The sequence below is a fragment of the Vibrio sp. J2-4 genome (assembly GCF_021728155.1).
GTDB lineage: Bacteria > Pseudomonadota > Gammaproteobacteria > Enterobacterales > Vibrionaceae > Vibrio > Vibrio diabolicus.
In genome coordinates this window covers 547,952-569,561 of sequence record NZ_JAKKCN010000001.1, presented here as the reverse complement: position 1 = coordinate 569,561, position 21,610 = coordinate 547,952, and the positions used below count along the sequence as shown (strand labels likewise).

The 21,610-nt window shown below is 44.6% G+C and carries 23 protein-coding genes and 1 tRNA gene; 1 reads left to right on the top strand and 23 read right to left on the bottom strand.

Annotation, left to right across the window (positions count from 1 at the left end):
• Positions 1–114 precede the first annotated feature (114 nt).
• The 3 genes from L3V32_RS02590 to L3V32_RS02580 all read right to left on the bottom strand — a co-directional run bounded on the left by L3V32_RS02590 (position 115) and on the right by L3V32_RS02580 (position 3,734).
• A tRNA-Ser gene (locus L3V32_RS02590) sits at positions 115–202 on the bottom strand.
• A 143-nt stretch (positions 203–345) separates the two neighbouring features.
• Positions 346–795, bottom strand: coding sequence for an L-alanine exporter AlaE (locus L3V32_RS02585; protein ID WP_047008566.1), 450 nt, complete (start codon positions 793–795; stop codon positions 346–348).
• 518 nt (positions 796–1,313) lie between these two features.
• On the bottom strand, positions 1,314–3,734 hold the full coding sequence (locus tag L3V32_RS02580; protein WP_237283751.1) for an ATP-binding protein: 2,421 nt from the start codon (positions 3,732–3,734) through the stop codon (positions 1,314–1,316).
• Positions 3,735–3,787: 53 nt separating this feature from the next.
• Between L3V32_RS02580 and L3V32_RS02575 the strand changes: the two genes are divergently transcribed.
• Positions 3,788–4,399 (top strand): YecA family protein, encoded by a 612-nt coding sequence (locus L3V32_RS02575; RefSeq protein WP_104969249.1) that lies wholly within the window; start codon positions 3,788–3,790, stop codon positions 4,397–4,399.
• A gap of 73 nt (positions 4,400–4,472) precedes the next feature.
• Here L3V32_RS02575 and L3V32_RS02570 read toward each other — a convergent pair whose 3' ends face one another.
• The 20 genes from L3V32_RS02570 to L3V32_RS02475 form a co-directional block, all read right to left on the bottom strand.
• Positions 4,473–5,639 (bottom strand): glutathionylspermidine synthase family protein, encoded by a 1,167-nt coding sequence (locus L3V32_RS02570; RefSeq protein ID WP_237283750.1) that lies wholly within the window; start codon positions 5,637–5,639, stop codon positions 4,473–4,475.
• 8 nt (positions 5,640–5,647) lie between these two features.
• Positions 5,648–6,217 carry a DUF1190 domain-containing protein gene (locus L3V32_RS02565; protein WP_005390768.1) on the bottom strand — a complete coding sequence of 190 codons (570 nt, stop codon included), beginning with the start codon at positions 6,215–6,217 and terminating at the stop codon, positions 5,648–5,650.
• Positions 6,218–6,225: 8 nt separating this feature from the next.
• Positions 6,226–6,642, bottom strand: a complete 417-nt coding sequence (locus L3V32_RS02560; RefSeq protein ID WP_005390766.1) for a DUF350 domain-containing protein — start codon at positions 6,640–6,642, stop codon at positions 6,226–6,228.
• Positions 6,642–7,685 (bottom strand): potassium channel family protein, encoded by a 1,044-nt coding sequence (locus tag L3V32_RS02555; protein WP_237283749.1) that lies wholly within the window; start codon positions 7,683–7,685, stop codon positions 6,642–6,644. The genes L3V32_RS02560 and L3V32_RS02555 overlap by 1 nt, the downstream gene beginning before the upstream one ends.
• Positions 7,686–7,803: 118 nt before the next feature.
• Positions 7,804–8,865, bottom strand: a complete 1,062-nt coding sequence (gene nadA, locus L3V32_RS02550) for a quinolinate synthase NadA (RefSeq protein WP_193447987.1) — start codon at positions 8,863–8,865, stop codon at positions 7,804–7,806.
• A 253-nt stretch (positions 8,866–9,118) separates the two neighbouring features.
• The gene (gene ybgF / locus L3V32_RS02545; protein ID WP_047008561.1) at positions 9,119–9,871 is read right to left on the bottom strand and encodes a tol-pal system protein YbgF; all 753 of its coding nucleotides are present in this window, start codon (positions 9,869–9,871) and stop codon (positions 9,119–9,121) included.
• Positions 9,872–9,886: 15 nt separating this feature from the next.
• On the bottom strand, positions 9,887–10,411 hold the full coding sequence (pal, locus tag L3V32_RS02540) for a peptidoglycan-associated lipoprotein Pal (RefSeq protein WP_005378293.1): 525 nt from the start codon (positions 10,409–10,411) through the stop codon (positions 9,887–9,889).
• Positions 10,412–10,441: 30 nt separating this feature from the next.
• Positions 10,442–11,794, bottom strand: a complete 1,353-nt coding sequence (gene tolB / locus L3V32_RS02535) for a Tol-Pal system beta propeller repeat protein TolB (protein ID WP_005390758.1) — start codon at positions 11,792–11,794, stop codon at positions 10,442–10,444.
• A 15-nt stretch (positions 11,795–11,809) separates the two neighbouring features.
• A complete protein-coding gene (gene tolA, locus L3V32_RS02530; RefSeq protein WP_176320329.1) occupies positions 11,810–12,874 on the bottom strand; it encodes a cell envelope integrity protein TolA in 1,065 nt (354 codons plus the stop codon).
• A gap of 13 nt (positions 12,875–12,887) precedes the next feature.
• Positions 12,888–13,331, bottom strand: coding sequence for an ExbD/TolR family protein (locus tag L3V32_RS02525; protein ID WP_005378298.1), 444 nt, complete (start codon positions 13,329–13,331; stop codon positions 12,888–12,890).
• A 3-nt stretch (positions 13,332–13,334) separates the two neighbouring features.
• Entirely contained in the window at positions 13,335–14,033 is a 699-nt protein-coding gene (gene tolQ, locus L3V32_RS02520; protein WP_005378301.1) for a protein TolQ, read from the bottom strand.
• Complete coding sequence (gene ybgC / locus L3V32_RS02515; RefSeq protein WP_012841975.1) at positions 14,023–14,442, bottom strand: tol-pal system-associated acyl-CoA thioesterase; 420 nt, start codon at positions 14,440–14,442, stop codon at positions 14,023–14,025. The genes tolQ and ybgC overlap by 11 nt, the downstream gene beginning before the upstream one ends.
• A gap of 172 nt (positions 14,443–14,614) precedes the next feature.
• Positions 14,615–14,917, bottom strand: a complete 303-nt coding sequence (ybgE, locus tag L3V32_RS02510) for a cyd operon protein YbgE (protein ID WP_041852976.1) — start codon at positions 14,915–14,917, stop codon at positions 14,615–14,617.
• Positions 14,910–15,017 carry a cytochrome bd-I oxidase subunit CydX gene (gene cydX / locus L3V32_RS02505; RefSeq protein ID WP_000270284.1) on the bottom strand — a complete coding sequence of 36 codons (108 nt, stop codon included), beginning with the start codon at positions 15,015–15,017 and terminating at the stop codon, positions 14,910–14,912. The genes ybgE and cydX overlap by 8 nt, the downstream gene beginning before the upstream one ends.
• 12 nt (positions 15,018–15,029) lie before the next feature.
• Positions 15,030–16,166, bottom strand: a complete 1,137-nt coding sequence (gene cydB / locus L3V32_RS02500) for a cytochrome d ubiquinol oxidase subunit II (RefSeq protein ID WP_006742909.1) — start codon at positions 16,164–16,166, stop codon at positions 15,030–15,032.
• Positions 16,167–16,183: 17 nt separating this feature from the next.
• Complete coding sequence (gene cydA / locus L3V32_RS02495; protein WP_104971476.1) at positions 16,184–17,770, bottom strand: cytochrome ubiquinol oxidase subunit I; 1,587 nt, start codon at positions 17,768–17,770, stop codon at positions 16,184–16,186.
• A gap of 461 nt (positions 17,771–18,231) precedes the next feature.
• A complete protein-coding gene (ruvB, locus tag L3V32_RS02490; protein ID WP_031780162.1) occupies positions 18,232–19,236 on the bottom strand; it encodes a Holliday junction branch migration DNA helicase RuvB in 1,005 nt (334 codons plus the stop codon).
• Positions 19,237–19,522: 286 nt separating this feature from the next.
• Positions 19,523–20,134 carry a Holliday junction branch migration protein RuvA gene (gene ruvA, locus L3V32_RS02485; protein ID WP_012841979.1) on the bottom strand — a complete coding sequence of 204 codons (612 nt, stop codon included), beginning with the start codon at positions 20,132–20,134 and terminating at the stop codon, positions 19,523–19,525.
• Positions 20,135–20,201: 67 nt separating this feature from the next.
• Positions 20,202–20,723: a crossover junction endodeoxyribonuclease RuvC gene (gene ruvC / locus L3V32_RS02480; protein ID WP_012841980.1), complete on the bottom strand. Its 522-nt coding sequence runs from the start codon at positions 20,721–20,723 to the stop codon at positions 20,202–20,204.
• Between the two features lie 105 nt (positions 20,724–20,828).
• A complete protein-coding gene (locus tag L3V32_RS02475) occupies positions 20,829–21,575 on the bottom strand; it encodes a YebC/PmpR family DNA-binding transcriptional regulator (protein ID WP_237283748.1) in 747 nt (248 codons plus the stop codon).
• Positions 21,576–21,610 lie beyond the last annotated feature (35 nt).

The window sequence follows — 21,610 nt, the reverse complement described above, 5'->3', positions numbered from 1 at the left end:
TTGAAGGGCTTGCCGACTCAATGAGTAATTGAGAATCAATACGATATACAGCTCTGGGATTGAACTTGTCGCGTAATACGAAAAAGCCCCAGCATTTCTGCTAGGGCTCAAATGTGGCGGTGAGTGAGAGATTCGAACTCTCGATACGTTGCCGTATACACACTTTCCAGGCGTGCTCCTTCAGCCACTCGGACAACTCACCGAATCAATTTTTGTTAGCATCATTGGCTAACGAGGCGCTAATTTAATGATTATGTGCCTGATGGTCAAGGCTAAACATAAAAAAAAGCGCCCTTTTCCACTCGATTGCTCACTAAGTAACTAAATTGAGCAAAACTGGGGCATTTAGATGCCTTGAGAATAACCGGGAACACGGAACCAACGGCGGCACATGTCCAAGAAGTACCCATACAACACACCCATACCGCAAGAAATAATGGCGTTACTTGTCACCGCGGTCACTATTTGGTCTGTAGACGCACCAACTGCGAATAAAATTCCCGCATAAACTGGAGACTGAAAAAGCACATAAGCGACCAGATCAGATACGTTTTTCATAAATGAAGACGGCGATACCTTGTTACCCTGACGTAGTACCCAATCACGAAAAACGCCATACGGCCAAGCAATAGCAATATTCACTGGAATAGATAGTGTACGTGATGCTAAAGATTGCTCAAACGTCATCCCTGAAATCAAAATCTCGACAATCATCCCTGTGATAAAGCAAAAAACAACCATAGCAAAGGTATCCGCTGCGGCGTGACGAATACAAAATGGTCCACGAGACTTCATTAACTAACCCCTAAAATTAAATACTACCAACAATAAACAAAATAAAACTATCAACCATCAAACAAACACATGACCAGTTAATAAGACAATTAAATCACATAAAAAGCAGCGCATGGCACTGTATTTGAAATCAAGTTGTAAATTTATAACCATTTTTTAAAATGAAAGTAGTTTTTTTCACCACTAACAACTAAACACGCTTAAAATGACGTAAAAATGGTAGAAAAATACGGATTTAACTTACACAAAAAGTGGGATAAGTGATTGTTTGGATGGAGGGTTAGGATAAAGTTCGGGGAATAAACGATCATTCTAATAACTTATGCTACTGAGTTGTAAAAATTCAGAGTATTCCCGATGTGAGCGCAACTGAGAGCCGCACCGTTTCTCTTATGACAGAATCCAACAGCAGCGCTAAGCTCATTGAAAGTAAGGAAAAAACAGACGATTCAGCTAAGGTTAGGTATGAAGAGTAAAGACAATTCATGATTGCGTTGAATCGCGCTATATGGATTAAGCTATGATGATGCGAGCAAGAGCGTTAATGTGTCGATATCATCTTGGTTTGGAGACTGCTGACGCTTTAAGTTACGCCTTATTCGCTCGGCAACTAAAGAAACGTCTTTATTAGCATCAGGGGTGACTTGAGCAATAATCGCTGAAATAGCCTCTAGCGCTTCGTTGAGATGACCATTATCTAGAGCAACATAGAAGTTTAGTAGCCACTTTTCCGCATCAAGGATATCCGTTGTATTATCACCAAAGTCCGACTGGTATTGGTATAACCGTGCTGCATGGAGATATAACGCATCATTTAATTCAGACTCCACAATTGGTTTCGCAATTATGTGGTCGGCTCCTACATTTATCATGCGCTCTTGTGTTTCTTTGAATACATCTGCTGTGCAGCCAAAGATCAGTACCGACTTTACAGGCGAACTCATCGCTCGAATGGCTGATATTGCCCCAACACCATCAAGAACAGGCATATGATTGTCCATTAATATCAAATCAAATGACTGAACGGCCACCTCATCGACGGCAAGCTGACCATTTTCAACACTTGTGCACTCAAAGCCTTTGGCTCTTAGGAAAGTTTCCATAATGATCGCATTTGTTCGGTTGTCTTCGACAATGAGCGCTTTCAAACCTTTGCAATTCAGCTTATGTGCATTGACTGCTTCCACTTTCCCAGGCTCACAAGGCGTAAGCGCGATCTCGACGGTAAAGGTTGTCCCGACATTCTCTTGACTCTGCACAATCACATGCCCTCCCATATGCTCGGCAATTTCTTTTACTATCGCCAAACCAAGCCCTGTACCACCAAACCGCCTAGTCGTCGAGGACTCCGCTTGTTCAAAAGGACGGAAAATGCGTTTTTGCGCTTCTTGAGAAATACCGATACCCGTATCTTTCACCGCGAGAATAAGCTTGGTACCTGCCTTGCTCGATTTCTCGGTCAGCTCTACCTCTACGATGCCTCGGTTGGTGAACTTGACAGCGTTGTTTAGTAGGTTAAACAATACTTGGCGCAGACGGGCTTTGTCATTGTTGTACCAGCGCCCTGTTGGTAAATGAGACACGACTCTAAAACGAAGGCCTTTTTCTGCACATAGTGTTTGATAAACACTTTTTATGCTGCCGATGATCGACTCAATGGGGAAAGGCGTATTTTCGAATTCAACATGTCCTTGCTCAATTTTTGAGTAATCTAAAATCTCATTAAGTAACGTCATCATATGATCACCTGAGTCATAAAGTGTTCTCAGGTGCTTACGTTGATCATCGGTGAGTGGCGTTTTTAACAATATCTGAGCGGTTCCTAATACACCGTTCATTGGCGTACGAACCTCATGGGATAATGTGGCTAAAAATGCCGTTTTAGCGTTTGTCGAAGCCTGGGCTTTTATTCTCTCTTGCTCTAGATAGATGGTTTTTTCATTGAACTTCTCGATGAGCTGTCCAATTTCATCTTCGCTATCGTAATCAATGTCTATGATCCCGCCAGTTTTCGAGTCATCAATCTTAGCCGCAATACGGACAATCGGTTCGACAATGTAACGATTCAGCAAGTAATACCCGACCAGTACACACAAGAGTAAGAATGGAATGATCCTCCCCTCAACACTCATGACTTGTTCAAACACTTGATCGGCTACTTTAGCTTTCGCGTTGACAACTTCCATGCGCCAATCGAACTCTCCAAAATCAAGCTCACTGACATAAATTTCGTCTGTTAGTTGGAAGTTGTGCTCAATAATCACGTTCGAGTCAGCATCGCGAACCACCACACCTAAAGAGTGCAGGTTCGTGTGCTCTCGAATAAACTGAAAAAGTGCATCAAGCGATAAGTCTACCGTTACAACGCCAGCGAATTGACCGTTTTGATAATATGGGGAAGACGCAGTAATCATCTGAACCTGAGTAAAAGTGTCGATATAAACCGTAGACCAACTCACAGAACCAACTGGCGCGTCAGCAGCTGCCTTATACCATGGTTCATTATCATAGCCGCCAGATTCAGGATTATTGTAGGAGTGAATTTGGTCAATACCGCCATCACTGTTTTTGTTGAAGAATAGGCTTTTATATCGCCATTGTTCAGTTTTGAGTTCTGGTTTAGGCCATACGCCACCACTGACGAGCATCTCATCACTCAATTGGAGAATATGCGGAATTGTCGTGTTGAGAGATTGAATTTTTTCAGTCCCCTGGGCGAGTCCTGCTAGGCTGCTCAATACACCAGTAGAGCTAAGGAGAGGCTCTTTAATCTCTAGTGCAAGCAGTTGGGTGCGTAACTCTAGGTTTTGCTCCAGCTTTTGCCTAACCGGAGGCTCGACAACCAAATAGGCAACAGAACCAATCGTTGCGATAAAGAAACACAGGTACAGTGTCAGGGCGAGAATGCTTTTTTTTCTAAGTGATGAGCGAATTTCCATAGATGTCTGTGAATCATTCCCTAATATCGATTTATCACAAATTGATTGGTAAGATGAGCGCAATCAACCAGCCCATTAACAAATGGTATTCTATTTTGAAACTACAAGACATCCTTTCTCTCCCAGAACTTGACGGTAAACTACTAAACCTAGCAAAAACTCAAGGCTTTGTAACAGCGATGGCTGCAGCGCCAAACGTATTAATGCCTCAAGAGTGGTTGCCATTCTTATGGGGTGGTGAAGAAACAGCGCCATTTACTGACGGTGAGCAATTAGAGCAATACATTGATGAGATTGTACAAATGTGGAACCAAACTCGTCCTACTCTTCTAGAAGGATCTTGGCAGTGGCCTGAAGGATGCGCGTTAGATGAACAAGATATTGTAACAAGCCAGACCCGTGATTTCTGTGAAGGTGTATTACAAGGTTGGCAACTTGCTCGTGATGACTGGGAAACGCTAATGCCAGAGGACAGCGAAGATAATGCTCTACTCGGCGGTGTTTTGCTTTCTCTTACGATGCTTTACGATCCAGAAACGACCATTGAAACGTTGGCAGAACAAGGCATGGAAGGCTTAGAACAGTTTGAAGAGATCTTCAATGCCATGCCAGTGATGCTATGTGGTCTTACTCAGCGCGGTGTTGCATTAGCTGAAGAACAATAAGACACAACGCTGTCGACCATCAAGATTGAACCGCTGAATAGACAAAAGCTCTCTGGATGGAGAGCTTTTTTGATCATGTTAAAATCACATGTGGAATATATCGCGCCATATCTTGCGTGACTAAGCTAGTGTCTTCCCGAATCGAAATCCCAGCGGCTCTATCGTTGACTAGCCAACTGCCAATTAACGTATGGCTTTGCCCAAACTTGGGTAACGGACGATACTGCTGGACGATATTGAATTTAGATTCATAAGGCCCTGCCGTTTTGAGTATGCGTTTCCCACCTTTGACGATCTCAATATTTGCGCCTTCTCGAGAGAATAGTGGTTTGATTACAAAATCTTTCAAAGTGTTCGCTTTTGAATCGTTAGCAAAATAGGCAGGTAAAAGATTAGGATGATTCGGAAAGCGCTCCCACAATAACGGTAAAAGTGCTTTGTTGGATAGAATCGACTTCCACATGGGTTCTAACCAATTCACTTTCGCGGTCGCTAAGTATTTCGCATATTCCTCTTCAAACATAAACTCCCACGGATAAAGCTTGAACATCCAACGAATCGCTCTGTCATCTGCATCCACGAACTGACCATCTTCCGTCGCACCAATATCTTCGACATAAACAAACGCCGTCGCTAACCCAGCTTCGCGCGCGCAATCTTCTAAATACTGGACAGTCCCTTTATCTTCTTCAGTGTACTTGCAGCAGCTAAAGTGAAGGGTTTGCCCGGGTTGATATTTGGCTATCTCGGAAAAACGTTCAATCAAAAAGTCTTGAAGAATGTTGAATTGATCCGCACTCTGGTGAATTAGACCTTTATTTACAACATCCTCTAACCACACCCACTGCCAAAAACCCGTTTCAAACAGGCTGGTCGGCGTATCCGCATTGTTTTCCAGTAACTTAGCTGGCGAAGTTCCGTTGTATGCAAAATCCAGACGCGAATAGAGCGAGGGTTCATTTCGGTGCCACGAAGAAGCGACCTGCTCCCACATAAATTCAGGGATCGCACATTGCGTCAGCAACCTCTCACTCCGAACTACTTCATCCACAATAGCCAAGCACATCTGATGCAGCTCTTCAGTGGGCGCTTCAATATCGTTCTCTATTTGCTCAAGCGTGAATTGATAGTAAGCACTCTCATCCCAATACGGTTGGTCATACATGGAATGGAAGCCAAAACCAAACTGGCGTGCTAACTCACGCCAGTTTTCTCGTTCTTGTATTTCTCGTCGAAACATAGTGCTTATTAACCGCCTCGGCTGACCGATACCGCTTTACCAAACCCGCCTCGAGACATTGCTCTACCAATAGTTCCGCCACCACGTTTATTTAGGTTACTGGTCGCAACCTTCGTCGGCTGATTACGATAGGAACCAAAAAATTGTCCGGCACCATTATAGAATTTGGATTTATAGCGATACATTGGTTCAGAGTAATAGCTCTTGTTGTAACCTTTCAAACCGCTCAGTGCGCGACTGTAAAAGAAGCCCCCAAAGTGAGGCACATAAGCTCGGGAACTGGAACTGTAGTAACAATCGTCTTCGTAAAAATCATTTTCACATTCGAACTCATTGTTGTAGCGAGGGGCATTTCGTTCAGCGCGAGCCAAAGCTTCTTGATAAGCAATATCGCACTGCTCACTGAACTCTGGCGAGTTTGATTTGCATTCATCAGCGTCAGAAAAAATGTAGCCTTCGGTTTTCGATTCTTGTGTCGCAAAGAAGAAAATACCGCCAAAAGCAGCAAAGGGAATAATTTTCCCAAGCTTTAAACTTTTGTCCATGGAAGAACGTTTAACGTTAGAACTCCGCTTCATCGTTCCTCCTAGTACGTCATACAAGCGGCATTTAATACACCGACCGATATAGAAACAGCCGCTAATACAATACCGGCAGGCAGCTCATCTTTTTCGATACGCTCAGTCACTTTTGGAAGTAAAACAAAACGTACAATCGCAAATGCAATGATCTGCGCCAGCATTGCAACAACGCCCCATACCATAAAATCGACAATGTTGACTGAGTTTTTTGCCGCCCCCGAAATCGCAATACAATAACCAAGAAATGCGCCACTTAGTGCAATCGCTGCCGCTGTATTTTGCTTTTCTTTGATCAGGTGCCATTCATCGTAAGGCGTAAGCTTCACGTAGATGAACTTAAACGCCAAAACGAAAATAATTGAAACAGAAAAATAGAGTAAAAAGTTGGGAAAACCTGCTAACAGGTCAGCAATCATGTGCATTATTGTTCCTTGTGCATTTCTTTCCATGCAAAATCTTCAATACGTTCATCTGCAATGTAAAACAGCTTGGTACTCGGTGGTACTTCAGCATCTAAATCTGGGTTGAGTTGGATACCATGGCCAATGTCAAAAGCAATTAGCGTGGCATGATGACGCCTTTTGAGAAAAACGAAGAGACTCTCAACAGTAGTTACTGGCAGCCTTTCAGGATAAATGACCGAGTATTGAGTCATACCTCGTGTTGAAGCTAATAGCTCTTGGTGAAGTGCACTTGAGCCCGGATCTACCGCCGCTTTTGCCAGCATTTCCGCGCCAACTGCAGGTATGCATTCCGCTTTCGGACAATGTTGACTTAAAAGACGGCCTAACGCCTCATCTTTAAAGTAAGCGACCAAATGTGCGGAAGGATTCACAGAAGCGCAGTACAGCGCGGCTGACAGCGTAATATCGTCCGAGAGGTTATCAACAATAACGCAAGCGGCTTCCGCAATGTTGGCGTTTTTCATCTCTTGTGAATCCGTGTAGCTGGTCACTTTGATAAAACTGATCTCGCCTGGTAACGGGTTTTCTATTTCTGAACGGCTGCACAAAACAATCGGACGCTTCCCCTCTTCTTCATGTTGTAACATGCGAATAAGGTGCATCGTTCTCGATCCATTCCAACCCAACAATACAATATGGTTTTCCACTCTTACTCTCCGTTTTCCTAAAATACCCGCTCTCCAGTAATCCATCGCTGCTCCAGCGACACGTCCCAATAATGCAGCGAATAGGCTCAAACCGCCTGGGATCACAAACAGAGCAACAACCCATTTACCCAAATCTGTCACTGGAGAATGATCGCCATAGCCCACCGTACTCGCCGTAACCATAAGGTAATAGATAAAGTTAGAGAAGCTGTCTGTTAATGCGGTTTCACCAGCGAGAACAAGCAGTCCCCATGAAAGGCTCACATACAAGCCACTAAAGATGAGAAGACTTCGGTTGCTCAATTTAAAAAGGTGTGAACTAAGCCACTTTTTAACTACTAACCACACCGCCATAAATTTATGACCTCGATATTCATTGATTACATCAATAGTAACTCATTGATAGTAAGACACAAAAAAACCAGCCATATTCGGCTGGTTTTTGAGATTTACTTTCAGTTACGCCTACTTTTTAAGCATTACCTTTCACTTGCATATTTAGCTGCTCAGCAAAGTCCAACATACGATTTAACGGAATGAGCGATTTAACACGCAATTCTTCATCAACAAAGATCTCGTGTTCTTCACCGCCTTCGCTAAGCGCTTTCTCTATCGCTTTCAAACCGTTCATTGCCATCCAAGGACAGTGTGCGCAGCTGCGACATGTTGCGCCAGCACCTGCGGTTGGCGCTTCGATAAGTTCTTTATCTGGCACAAGTTGCTGCATTTTAAAGAAAATGCCTTTGTCTGTCGCAACGATCATTTGTTTATGAGGAAGCGCTTTCGCTGCTTTGATCAACTGACTCGTCGAGCCAACGGCATCGGCAAGTTCTACGACACTTGCTGGTGATTCAGGGTGAACCAAAATAGCCGCATCTGGATACACGCTCTTCATTTTGCGTAGCGCATCAGCAGAAAACTCATCATGAACCACACACTCACCTTGCCATAGCAGCATGTCTGCGCCAGTTTTATTAGCGATGTACGACCCTAGGTGACGGTCTGGTCCCCAGATGATTGGCTTGTCTTCAGCGTCTAAGTGTTCCACGATTTCAAGCGCAATGCTTGATGTAACGACCCAATCGGCACGAGCTTTAACTGCGGCAGACGTATTTGCATAAACCACAACCGTGTGATCAGGGTGAGCATCACAGAACTCACTGAACTTATCCGCTGGACAGCCAAGATCGAGCGAACATTCCGCTTCCAACGTTGGCATTAGAATTCGCTTTTCTGGTGTTAGGATTTTGGCCGACTCGCCCATAAAGCGAACACCGCCAATGATCAGTGTGCTTGCAGGATGACGATTACCAAACTTCGCCATTTCCAACGAGTCACCAACAAAACCACCCGTTTCTTCCGCTAGGGCTTGAATCTCAGGATCGGTATAGTAGTGCGCGATAAGTACCGCATCCTTTTCTTTTAGCAGCTTTTTAATGCGCTCAATGTAAGATGCTTTTTCTTCTTCGCTTAATGGAACTGGTTTCGGTGGGAATGGGTAAACAGTGTCGATTTTATCTAATATATGGCTCATTGCTCTTGCTCTACGCAACTTCCTTTAATCCGAGTATTGTAACCTCGTTAATTTTCAAAAACCAACTTGTCGCGGGGATTTCTAGCTATCTAGCCGTATATCTTTGTTACAGGTAGCATTTCTGATTGAAAGAATCCGTTACAAGATGGGGGTGAAAGGCTCGATGCCATTCCTCTCGATTTCTTCGATCACCACCGATAAAGAAACGGAAAAGAAAAAGGAAGCCGAAGCTTCCTTTTTAAAACATAACGTCTTACAGCTTAGAGCTAGCAAGTTTTGCAGATGCACTACCTGGGTATTCATCAACCACTTGTTGGTAGTACTTTTTCGCTTGAGCTGCATTGTTATTACGCTCAGCGATTTCACCTAACTTGAGCAAAGCATCGGCTCGCTTATTGGAGTCTTTATAAGACACCACCGCAGCAAAGCTCTTTACAGCATCTTTGTCCTGCTTCTTAGCGAAGTACAATTGGCCTAGCCAATAGTGAGAATTCGCTGAGTATGTGGAGTCAGGATAATCTTTCTGGAACTGCTGGAACGCTGCAATTGCGCCAGTGTAGTCACGTTTCTTGAGAATGAGGTCGACTGCATTTTGGTATGCCGTTTGCTCATCAACATTTGGTGTGTACTGACCACCTGTTTTAGCCGGTTTCGCATCTTGCGCAGGCGCGGATTTGATTTCTCCACGCACACGATCTAACTCGACAAACAACTCTCGTTGACGTTGCAACATTTGCTTCATTTCGTAGCTATTTCGCTCTAATTGACCACGTAACTCACTGATCTCTTGTGACATTTGGTCAATTTGCTGTTGCATTTGGAGCTGAACGCGATTGCGGTTTTGTAGCAAGCGCTCTAGACGCTCTACTTCCGTTTCAGATGAACGGCTCTTAGAGACGGATGATGTGCTGTTGAGATCGGATACTGGAGCTGGTGCAGCGAACGCAAAGTTCGCTGCACTTGCCAGTAACGTAAGCGCAACAGCGCGCTTAGTGTTACTGAACATGAGGATTACCTCGAATTAGTATACTAGAACCGCGCGACGGTTCTTAGCGTAAACTTCATCTGATTGACCTAGAAGAAGTGGCTTCTCTTCACCATAGCTAACGATTGAGATTTGGTCAGCTTGAACACCTAGTGCTTGCAGGTAGTTCGCTACTGCTTGTGCACGACGCTCACCAAGAGCGATGTTGTACTCAGGAGTACCACGCTCATCAGCGTGACCTTCGATAGTTACGTTAAGAGCTGGGTTCTTGCTTAAGTAAGAAGCATGAGCTGCAAGCATCTCTTCGTAATCTGCTGCAATTGTTGAGTTATCAAAAGCAAAGTAGATTGTTTGAGTTTCACGTAGCGCTTGCTCTTTTAGCTCTTGCTCTGTTAGCTGACCGCTTTGATCAATTGGCGTAGCTACTGTTGTTTCAACTGCGCCATTGTTGTTTGTTGCTGCACCAGTGTTAGAAGCAGCGTCGTCGCTTGAACTACACGCTGTAACAGCCATTACAGGAAGCGCGATTAGTAGCCCTTTTAGAACCTTGTTCAGTTGCATCTTATTTTCCTTTATTAATCAAACTTATTACTACAAAAACGGTGACCATGCAGGCGCTCTAACACGCCCATTTGTTGCCGGTAATCTAGCTTTGAATCGACCATCAATTGACACCATCGATAGTACGTTTTTCTTGTTGTAAATCGAGCTATACACAACCATGCCACCGTTTGGGGCAATACTAGGAGACTCATCAAGCAAGGTCTTAGTTAAGACTTGAAGAGCACCAGTTTCCAAATCTTGTTTCGCCAAGTTAAATCCTGCGTTACTGCGGTTCACCATTACTAGGAATCGCCCATCAGGAGTAATCTGGCCACCCAAATTTTGGCTGCCTTGCCAAGTCAAACGGTCAATAGAACCGCTGCCCAAATTTACTTGATAAATCTGTGGTTTACCACCCCTATCCGATGTGAAAATCAACGATTTTCCATCTGGATGCCAGAACGGTTCAGTATTATTTGATCTGCCACGCGTAATTTGCGTCAGCTTGCGAGTGTTAAGATCGAACGTATAAACATGAAGCGAGCCTGTCTTAGAGAGAACAATCGCTAACTTGTTGCCATCAGGCGAAAATCTTGGCGCACCATTATGACGTGGGTATGAAGTAATCTTCTCACGCTCACCGGTGTAGATGTTCATGATAAAGATTTCTGCTTGACCATTTTGGAAGCTAACATACGCAAGCTTTTTACCATCTGGCGACCATGCTGGTGACATTAATGGTTGCTTAGAACGTAAAACCAAGCGCTCGTTGTAACCATCGTAATCAGCCACACGAAGTTGGTAAGGGAAACGGTCTTTATCATTCACCACCACGTATGCAATACGGGTCATGAAGGCACCACGGTCACCCGTTAACTGCTCATACACCAAATCAGAGATGCGGTGAGCGTACTCACGCATGCGAGGGCCTTGAACGGTCGCGACCTTATTGAACAGCACATGATCTTTTGACAGTACTAATTCGCCATCGCTACCAAGCGCTTTACTTTTCCCGCCCGTTAGCTGGCCACGCACAATATCAACAAGTTGGTAGTTGATAACGTAATCACCTTGAGCATTTTGTTTGATTGAGCCAGTCAGCAGAGCATCTACACCTAAATTAGTCCAGGCATCAAAATTGACTTCTGATTCACTGAACGGAGTTTGTGGCATCTTGCTCGTTGGAACGGGGCTGAACTTACCACTGCGTTGCAAATCCGAGGCAATAACAGCAGAAATATCCGTTGGAAGCGCTTGAGTGCCCTCCCACTTAAACGGAACAACAGCAATTGGTCGTGCTGAATCAATACCATCGGTAATGACCAACTCTAATGCGGCATTCGCCACATTTGTCATACTGCTAAACAGTACAAACATTCCTAGTAAAAGGCGTCTAATCACGTCTTATTCCTTATTCTAGTACTCAACGGTTAAGTTGATATCTCTAACTTTATCAATAACATCTCGGTCTTTCGGCATCGGAAAGTTACCAACTTGGGCAACTGCACTTTTAGCTGCACTACAAAGACGAGAGTCACCGTTTAACACAGTAACATTACTTACAATACCATCAGTCCCAGTAGGAACTAGCTTCACATTAAGCCTACACGACTTTCCCACAAGATAATCGTCCTTAATGATACGACTCTCTATCAATTGTTTGTAAATTGCACCGTAGCGGTCGACTTCAGATTGCACATGTTGATTTTTAGCTTGCTGATTCTGTTCTGACTCACTCTCAAGGCCCGCAAAAATATCATCTAGCGCGGCTTCTTGCGCTTTACGCTCGCGCTCCGCACGTTCTGCAGCTTCTCTCGCTTTGCGCTCTCGCTCTGCCGCTTCTTTTGCCGCTTTCTCTTTTGCAATGCGCTCTTTTTCAGCTTTTTCAGCGGCTTCACGCTCACGACGTGCTTTTTCTTCCGCTTCTTTTGCTGCCTTTTCACGAGCTAGACGTTCTTGCTCAGCTTTTGCTATAGCGGCTTCTTTCGCTAAACGCTCCTGCTCAGCTTTACGCACAGCTTCTTCTTTTGCCTTACGCTCTTTCTCTAGCTTAGCAGCTCGCTCTTTTTCTTTGCGAACGCGTTCTTCTTCCTGCTTGCGCTCTTGCTCTTTTTTCTTACGTGCAGCTTCTGCTTCTCGTGCCGCTTGAGCATCTTTCGCTTGCTGTTCTTTCAACTTGCGAATTTGCTCTTCTTCAGCTTTACGGTTTTTTTCTAGCTGCTCTGCTTCGCGTCTCAATTTATCAAGACGCTCTTGTTCTTTTTTTGCTGCCTTTTCGCGTTGCTGGCGAATTTCTTTCGCTTGTTGCTGCACAAGTTTTGGATCGATGACAACAGCTTGAACCATTTGCCCTGTAGGCTCTGGTTTAGACATGTTGAAGTCCGTCCCCCAAAGCAGGGCTGCAACTAAAATTGCATGCAAACCAACCGATATCGCTATCGGTTTGGCGTATTGGTTGGGTTTCTTCTTGTGATCTTTCATAGATAATTGATGTCTATTCCCTGATATCGGTCATTAGACCTACCTTAGGGATACCAGCTCGACTTAGTTCATCCAGCAATAGCACAACATCGGCATATGGTGTTGCCGCGTCGCCACCTACCGCAACTGGTGAATCTGGCTTAACCTCTCGCTCCGCTTTCACTCGCACAATAACATCTTGCAACGACAAACCTCGTTGAACTTCTTCATCGTTTACGCTTAGGCCTAAATTACCCTCGCTATCAATTTCGATGATGATAAAACTACTGTCAGTTTCGCCAGCAAGGTCTTGCATAGATTCAGCGGTCGATGTTTTCGGAAGATCAACATCGACGCCTTGAGTCACAAATGGAGCGGTCGCCATAAAAATGATCAACAGTACGAGCATTACGTCAATGTACGGAACAACGTTGATCTCCGCTGTCATTTTTCGCTTTTTAGGTTGATAACCCGCCATGCTTTATTCCTTATCCGCGCTGTCTCGGCCAGCCATCGCTTGGCGATGAAGGATGCTGTGGAATTCTTCAGAAAATGTTGCGTAAGTGTGCTCTAGTTTACTCACTTTATTGCTTAGGCGGTTGTACGCCATTACTGCCGGAATAGCCGCAAATAGACCCATCGCTGTCGCGATCAACGCCTCGGCGATACCCGGTGCAACCATAGACAACGTAGCTTGTTTTACTTCTCCCAACGCAATAAAAGCGTGCATGATGCCCCAAACGGTACCAAATAGGCCGATGTAAGGACTGATAGAACCGACTGTCGCTAAGAATGGTAAGCTTGTTTCTAGTTCATCAACCTCACGAGAGACAGCAACGCGCATTGCGCGGCCAGTGCCTTCCATGATGTACGCTGGTGAGTTTGCGTTGCTCTTACGTAGACGAGCAAACTCCGTGAAACCCGCGTAAAAAATTTCTTCTGTGCCTTCAATTTCGTCTTTACGCGCTTTTACTTTTTGGTAAAGCTGAGAAAGATCAGTACCCGACCAGAATTTGTCTTCAAACTGCTCTGCATTCTTTGACGCTTGAGAAAGCACTTTGCTGCGCTTGATGATCATTGCCCATGACACAATTGACATGCCAAGCAACGTCAGCATCACAAGCTTTACCAACAGACTGGCCTGAAGAAAGAGATCTAAAATGGAAATATCAGCAGTCACTATTTGTTAGCTCCGAATTTATAAAGGTTGGAATAGCTATTGGTTTCATTTTCTTATTATCGATACATGCTACCTTAACAGAGGCCTTGCACAATATCTTGCCTTGATCATTGACCAACTCTTGACAGAATTGCAGGGAAGCACGTTTTATTTCTGACACTCGGGTTAATACTGTCAAATGCTCGTCCAGCCTTGCCCCTTGGTTGAAATCAATATCCATGTGTCGGACAACAAAGCCGATATTTTGTTCCAGTAACACATGTTGAGAAATGCCTTTGGCACGTAACATTTCTGTCCGCGCGCGCTCAAAGAATTTTAGATAATTAGAATGATATACAACGCCGCCCGCATCGGTGTCTTCATAGTACACGGTGATCGGCCAGCGAAAGAGATTTGATGTGCCTTGCAAGGGAGTCCCAATATATTCAATTCTTTAAAGTAATTACTATAACTGAAGCGACAGCAATTGGTACCGAGCTAAGGGAATATTTTTGAAATTTGTAGAAAAAATAAAAGCTAGGCGAAATACCTAGCTTTTATTCGATGATTTAGTAACCGACTTTATTACAGCGTATTTCAGCCTAAAAGAAATAAAGTGCCGTTAAATAAATTAAGATAGCTAACGAAAAGTAGGGACTAAACAAAGCTTGCCAGTACCAGTTTCTCGGTTTGAAGCCCACACCGTAAACCATGCTTGAGCATACAGACCAAATCAGTGCTGGTGCGATGATTGAGTTAAAACCACCAATTGCTTGATGGTAAGCTTCAGGATCCCACATCACCAATCCTACATGCATAAAGCCAAGGATGAGAGATAAGACTCTTAACAGAGTCTTATCCATCGGAGCGTGAAGTTGCGCTACCTTATCAGCGAGATTACTCACTGTCTTTGTCCATCATTTCTGAGTGCTCTAACCAAAGAGCGTTGATGATACCGAATGCACAAGCAAGTAGTACACCTAGAATCCATGCGAAATACCACATAGTAAATGCTCCTTAGTAAAGTGAGTTTTTGTTGTCTTCAATGTACTGATCATCAAGGCGACCAAACATCTTGTAGTAAGTCCAAGACGTGTAACCAAGGATGATTGGTACCATAACAAACGCAACGCCTGTCATTAGATTCAGAGTCAGTTCAGATGACGTTGCATCCCACATTGTTAAGCTGTGGCTTGGCATTAAGTCTGAAGGCATGATGAATGGGAACATCGCAAAACCTGCAGTAAAGATAACGCCAGCAACACCCAAGCTTGAAGTAATGAACGAAATCGCACATTTTTCAAGACGAGATGCCAATACGGCAAGAAGCGGCATTGCGACACCTAGTACAGGAGCAGCCCATAGTAGTGGGTAGTTTTCAAAATTCTTCATCCACGCACCAGCTTCACGGATTACCTCTTTGTTTAGAGGGTTAGAAGCTGCATTAGTGTCGATACCGCCAACAATGACGTAACCATCAATATTTTGGATCCAGAAACCAGCAGCTACAAACGCTGCAACCGTCAGTAAACCAGCCAACTGAGCAACGTTGCGAGCACGCACATGCACTTCGCCCGTTGTTTTCATTTGTAGCCAAGTCGAACCTTGCATCAAAATCATGAACAAACTAACTAAGCCACACAGCAGTGCAAATGGGTTTAGAAGACCAAAGAATGAGCCATGGTATGTTGGCATCAAGAACTCACTCAATTGGAATGGTACACCCTGTAGTAGGTTGCCAAACGCTACACCAAAGATGATTGGTGGAACAAAACCACTGATTGAGATACAGATATCCCAGGTATTACGCCACTTTGGATCTTCGATTTTAGAGCGGTAGTCTAGGCCCAGAGGACGAAGCCATAGCGCTGCTAGTGTCAAAATCATCGCTAAGTAGAAGCCTGAAAATGACGTTGCATAAACCAAAGGCCAAGCTGCAAACAATGCACCACCAGCAGTGATAAGCCAAACTTGGTTACCATCCCAGTGAGGGGCTATTGAGTTAATCATGACGCGACGTTGCGTGTCGTTTTTACCGATAATAGGTACAAGCGCGCCTACACCCATATCGAAACCGTCTGTTACTGCAAAACCAACTAGTAGAACACCGATTAGTACCCACCAGATGAGTCGCAAGATTTCGTAATCAAACATCTTGTTATCTCCTTACCTTACGCTTCTACTTGGCGACTAACTTTGTCTTCAACAGAGTCAGCATTTTGCTCGAAGTGGTAGCGACCCGTTTTCAGGCTACTTGGGCCTTTACGAGCGAATTTCAACATTAGGTAAACTTCTGCAACCAGGAATACCGTGTATAGCGCCAGAATTGCGAATAGTGAAGTCCAGATTTCGCCAGCAGTTAGTGCAGAAGCTGCAACATGCACTGGTAAAATTTCACCTACAGCCCAAGGCTGACGGCCGTACTCAGCGACGAACCAACCCGCTTCAATCGCAATCCACGGTAGTGGGATGCTGAATAGTGCAGCTTTAAGAATCCATTGTTTTTGTTCGATCTTCTGACGACACGTTTGAACAAATGCCGCACCGAAAACGAATAGCATGATGAAACCACAAGCAACCATGATACGGAATGACCAGAATAGCGGCCATACTGTTGGGATTGAATCGTCCGCAGCTGCTTGGATTTGCTCTTCTGTCGCATCAACAACATTGTCTGTGTAGCGTTTTAGAAGTAGACCGTAACCTAGGTCACCCTTCACTTCATCAAACGCAGTCATGTTTTCTTCTGACTTGTCACCTGCGCGAAGCTTCTCTAGAAGTTCATACGCGTACATACCGTCACGAATACGATCGACGTGCTCATCACGTAGGTCACGAAGACCTGTTACTTGCTCATCAAAAGAACGTGTCGCGATGATACCCATTACGTAAGGGATCTTGATTGCGTAATCTGTGTGCATGGTTTCTTGGTTAGGAACACCAAACAACGTAAACGCTGCTGGAGCTGGCTCTGTGTGCCATTCTGCTTCAATTGCAGCAAGCTTCACTTTTTGAACTTCACCAAGCTCGTAGCCAGATTCGTCGCCAAGAACGATGGTAGATAAGATAGCTGCAATACCGAAAGATGCAGCGATAGCAAATGAACGACGAGCAAACGCAATGTCACGACCTTTTAATAGGTAGTATGAACTGATGCCTAGAATAAACATTGCGCCACAAGTGTAACCAGAAGCAACCGTATGCACGAACTTAACCTGAGCAACTGGGTTTAGTACAACTTCAGAGAAGCTTACCATTTCCATTCGCATGGTTTCGAAGTTGAAGTCCGCGCCTACTGGGTTTTGCATCCAGCCGTTTGCGATAAGAATCCAAAGTGCAGAGAAGTTAGAGCCCAGCGCCACAAGCCAAGTAACCGCTAAGTGTTGACGTTTAGATAGACGATCCCACCCGAAGAAGAATAGACCAACAAAAGTTGACTCCAGGAAGAATGCGACAAGGGCTTCGATCGCTAGCGGCGCACCGAAGATGTCACCTACATAGTGGGAGTAGTAAGACCAGTTCGTACCAAACTGGAATTCCATGGTAAGGCCTGTCGCCACACCAAGTGCAAAGTTAATACCGAATAGCTTACCCCAGAACTTGGTCATGTCCTTGTAGATTTGCTTGTTCGTCATTACGTACATCGATTCCATAATGGCCAGAAGGAAGGCCATACCAAGGGTCAATGGTACGAATAGGAAGTGATACATCGCTGTCAGTGCAAACTGCAACCGCGATAGATCAACTACGTCAATCATGGTAACTCCTATGTGTCGGCTGAATGACACTCTCTACATATTGCAATCCATATTCAAGTGTTATTTACACTTGAAAAATGTTGAATTATCACAACTCATTGTTGCAAAAATGTGCTTCATTGGTTAGTTAATTGTTAAGCATCAGCTAATATAGCTAGGGCTAATATTACTTGTAAAAACAGATTGTTTCAAAAGGTTTATAGCCGGAATGCGCTTTGATATACATCAATGTTTATGCGCGGAATTTGAACAAAAATCCATCACATTGATCCAGATCAACCAGTATTAGATACGGATGTTAAGAGAGAGTAATCAGGAGAGAAATTAACCAGTTGCGAGCAAACATAGAGTTAACAATCAATGCTTTTTACTTACTAAACTGGTATGAGAAGAAATTCAAAAAATGTGAGTTTGGTCAACTTTAATGAAGCGCTGGGCAGCAAAGGCCCAGCGCGGGAATCTTATTTTTCAATTCCGAAATGCAAATACGCACGATCTGTCGCGATTCTTCCACGTGGAGTGCGTTGTAAATAACCTTGCTGAATAAGATAAGGCTCAAGAACGTCTTCGATGGTATCCTTTTCTTCACCAATCGCTGCCGCCATGTTATCGAGTCCGACCGGACCACCACCAAATTTCTCCATAATTGCGAGTAGTAGTTTGCGGTCCATGTAATCGAAACCTTCGGCGTCCACATCAAGCATATTCAGCGCTTTGTCGGCAACCTCTGCACAAATGTGACCATTTCCTTTCACTTCCGCATAATCGCGAACACGACGTAGTAGACGGTTAGCAATACGTGGTGTGCCACGTGCACGTCTTGCCACTTCCAATGCGCCTTCAGGTTCCATTGACAAACCTAAACAATCCGCGCTGCGCTGCACAATATCTTGTAGGTCTTTTATCTTATAAAATTCAAGACGCTGAGTAATACCAAAACGGTCTCGTAATGGTGACGTTAAAGAGCCCGCTCGGGTCGTTGCACCAATCAAAGTAAACGGCGGCAAATCGATCTTAATAGAACGAGCGGCCGGACCTTCACCGATCATAATATCCAGTTGATAATCTTCCATCGCCGGATACAGCACCTCTTCAACCATCGGGCTTAAGCGGTGAATCTCATCGATGAACAACACATCGTTTTCTTCTAGGTTGGTTAGTAACGCGGCTAAATCCCCTGCTTTTTCAAGAACTGGCCCTGAAGTAGTACGGATGTTTACTTCCATCTCGTTGGCGACAATATTTGCTAGCGTGGTTTTACCCAAACCTGGAGGACCAAAAATCAAAAGGTGATCAAGTGCTTCGCTACGTAACTGAGCAGCTTTAATGAAGATCTCCATTTGGTCACGGACATGGTCCTGACCTTGGTAATCCGCTAATTTTTTTGGCCGAATAGCACGGTCAATGACATCTTCATCACGAAAGGCAGGGTTTTCTGGCGCGATTAAACGATCGGCTTCAATCATCTTTTTACCTTGAAAAATGGTTACCTGAGAGAATAATGCCGCTCGTTTAACAGCAAGTGGCATATTTCTATATCTCGTCATCCTGTACAGCGACGAAGGAGCGTGATACAGGATCTTCTATCCGAGCGATTTATGGTCAAATTGTTTCATTAACCGCTCAGCGTGCTGCTATTAGATTCCCAGTCTCGCTAGGCTCGCTGGAATGACACAAAAAACATCGTTAAGCGATTGGCATTAACCTTAGAGAATGAGTTATCTTGAACAAATGCTCACTGTGAAACCAGCGTTACACCATTGATTTTAGAGCTTCACGGATCATTTGCTCACTGCTCATGTCCGGTTTAGCAATTTGAGACACCACTTTCGATGCTTGAGTCGGCTTGTAACCCAAAGCTAGAAGTGCGCTAATTGCCTCTTCTTCCGCGTTGTTGGATGTCGCACCAGAATCCGCAGGAGCAGCATCCGTAAATGGTGTAAATAGATCGCCAGCGCCCCACCCTTTCAATCGGTCTTTCATTTCAACAACCAATCGCTCTGCGGTTTTCTTGCCAACGCCTGGAAGCTTAACCAGCGTAGAAACGTCTTCATGTTCCACACAAGTAACAAATTGCGTTGCTGTCATACCAGAGAGAATACCAAGACCGAGTTTAGGACCAACGCCATTGGCTTTGATCACTTCACGGAAAAGTGCTCGTTCTTTTACTGTGTTGAAACCGTATAGCAATTGTGCATCTTCACGGACGACAAAGTGAGTATAAATAATGGCTTCTTCGCCAACATTTGGCAGCTCGTAAAAACAGCTCATTGGCATCTGTACTTCATAACCAATGCCATTAACTTCAATTAATACTTCAGGTGGTTGTTTTTCAATCAGTGTGCCACGAAGACGTCCAATCACTATAAATACTCTTTGGAAATGAATTTGCGACAGGATAATAAAGAACTGGATAGACATCCAGTTAATTTTATCGGTAGCGCCCTTTTCTGGCACTGGTTGCTTTGCCCGCTAAGGCAACGAGGGTTTTGTTCGTATTGGCATGACAAATCGCCACACCTAAAGCATCGGCTGCATCCGCTTGAGGCTTGGCGGGCAGTTTAAGCATCTGCTGAACCATATGCTGAACTTGCGCTTTGTCCGCACCACCAGTACCTACTACAGCTTGCTTAATAAGACGCGCGGCGTATTCGTATACCGGCAACTCTGCATTCACCGCAGCAACAATTGCACTGCCACGAGCCTGGCCAAGCTTTAATGCTGAATCCGCATTTTTAGCCATAAACACTTGCTCAATCGCAAATACGTCCGGTTGAAACTGGGTAATGATTTCCGTGACGCCAGCGTAAATCTGCTTAAGACGGCCCGGAAGTTCTTTTTCTGAAGTACGAATACAGCCACTACCAAGGTATTGCAAATGGCGTCCATTTTGACGAATGACCCCATAACCGGTAATGCGTGAACCTGGGTCAATGCCCAAAATAATTGACATGAATGTTCCTAAAAATGAGGCCGAATGCGACCTCAATTTCTTATTATTACTTTTAGCTTACTTTCTAACTTCGTCGGAGCGAATACCGCTCACTGCACATTGAGTTTACTCTAGAGAGGCTGCAACGTCGTCAGAGATGTCACCGTTGTGATAAACCTCCTGAACATCGTCCAGATCTTCTAAAGCGTCAATCAAACGAAGCAGTTTTGGCGCAGTGTCCACATCCAGTTCTGCTTTCGTTGAAGGGATAAGCGACACTTCGGCGTTCTCCGCCTCAAAACCTGCAGCATCAAGGGCATCTTTTACGAGTCCAAAATCGCTTGGCGCGGTGTAAACATCAATCGAGCCATCTTCTGATGTTTCGATGTCATCAGCGCCACTTTCTAACGCCACTTCCATCACCGCATCTTCATTTAAACCTGGGGCGTATGAGATCACGCCTTTCTTGTCGAAAAGATAGTTTACACTACCATCCGTACCCAGATTGCCTCCTGACTTCGAGAACGCATGGCGTACGCCAGATACTGTGCGATTTCGGTTATCCGTCATACATTCGACCATGACTGCAGTGCCACCCGGACCATAACCTTCATAGATTACGGTTTCCATATTGTCGTCGCCTTCACCACCAGCGCCTCGGCTGACAGCGCGGTTGACAGTGTCACGTGTCATGTTGTTAGACAACGCTTTATCAATTGCAGCTCGCAAACGTGGGTTATTTTCTGGCTCACCGCCTCCCTCTTTTGCAGCAACAACGATTTCACGGATTAATTTGGTAAAGATTTTGCCGCGCTTCGCATCTTGCGCTGCTTTACGGTGACGAATATTCGCCCATTTACTATGACCTGCCATAATTCACCTTTTAATGTATTTTGACGCTTAATAGC

Bases quoted from the DNA above. Each gene is read 5' to 3' on its own strand.
- L3V32_RS02585 (WP_047008566.1), bottom strand. From the start codon at position 795: ATGAAGTCTCGTGGACCATTTTGTATTCGTCACGCCGCAGCGGATACC.
- L3V32_RS02580 (WP_237283751.1), bottom strand. From the start codon at position 3,734: ATGGAAATTCGCTCATCACTTAGAAAAAAAAGCATTCTCGCCCTGACA.
- L3V32_RS02575 (WP_104969249.1), top strand. From the start codon at position 3,788: ATGAGCGCAATCAACCAGCCCATTAACAAATGGTATTCTATTTTGAAA.
- L3V32_RS02570 (WP_237283750.1), bottom strand. From the start codon at position 5,639: ATGTTTCGACGAGAAATACAAGAACGAGAAAACTGGCGTGAGTTAGCA.
- L3V32_RS02565 (WP_005390768.1), bottom strand. From the start codon at position 6,217: ATGAAGCGGAGTTCTAACGTTAAACGTTCTTCCATGGACAAAAGTTTA.
- L3V32_RS02560 (WP_005390766.1), bottom strand. From the start codon at position 6,642: ATGCACATGATTGCTGACCTGTTAGCAGGTTTTCCCAACTTTTTACTC.
- L3V32_RS02555 (WP_237283749.1), bottom strand. From the start codon at position 7,685: ATGGCGGTGTGGTTAGTAGTTAAAAAGTGGCTTAGTTCACACCTTTTT.
- nadA (WP_193447987.1), bottom strand. From the start codon at position 8,865: ATGAGCCATATATTAGATAAAATCGACACTGTTTACCCATTCCCACCG.
- ybgF (WP_047008561.1), bottom strand. From the start codon at position 9,871: ATGTTCAGTAACACTAAGCGCGCTGTTGCGCTTACGTTACTGGCAAGT.
- pal (WP_005378293.1), bottom strand. From the start codon at position 10,411: ATGCAACTGAACAAGGTTCTAAAAGGGCTACTAATCGCGCTTCCTGTA.
- tolA (WP_176320329.1), bottom strand. From the start codon at position 12,874: ATGAAAGATCACAAGAAGAAACCCAACCAATACGCCAAACCGATAGCG.
- L3V32_RS02525 (WP_005378298.1), bottom strand. From the start codon at position 13,331: ATGGCGGGTTATCAACCTAAAAAGCGAAAAATGACAGCGGAGATCAAC.
- cydX (WP_000270284.1), bottom strand. From the start codon at position 15,017: ATGTGGTATTTCGCATGGATTCTAGGTGTACTACTTGCTTGTGCATTC.
- cydB (WP_006742909.1), bottom strand. From the start codon at position 16,166: ATGTTTGATTACGAAATCTTGCGACTCATCTGGTGGGTACTAATCGGT.
- cydA (WP_104971476.1), bottom strand. From the start codon at position 17,770: ATGATTGACGTAGTTGATCTATCGCGGTTGCAGTTTGCACTGACAGCG.
- ruvB (WP_031780162.1), bottom strand. From the start codon at position 19,236: ATGATTGAAGCCGATCGTTTAATCGCGCCAGAAAACCCTGCCTTTCGT.
- ruvC (WP_012841980.1), bottom strand. From the start codon at position 20,723: ATGTCAATTATTTTGGGCATTGACCCAGGTTCACGCATTACCGGTTAT.
- L3V32_RS02475 (WP_237283748.1), bottom strand. From the start codon at position 21,575: ATGGCAGGTCATAGTAAATGGGCGAATATTCGTCACCGTAAAGCAGCG.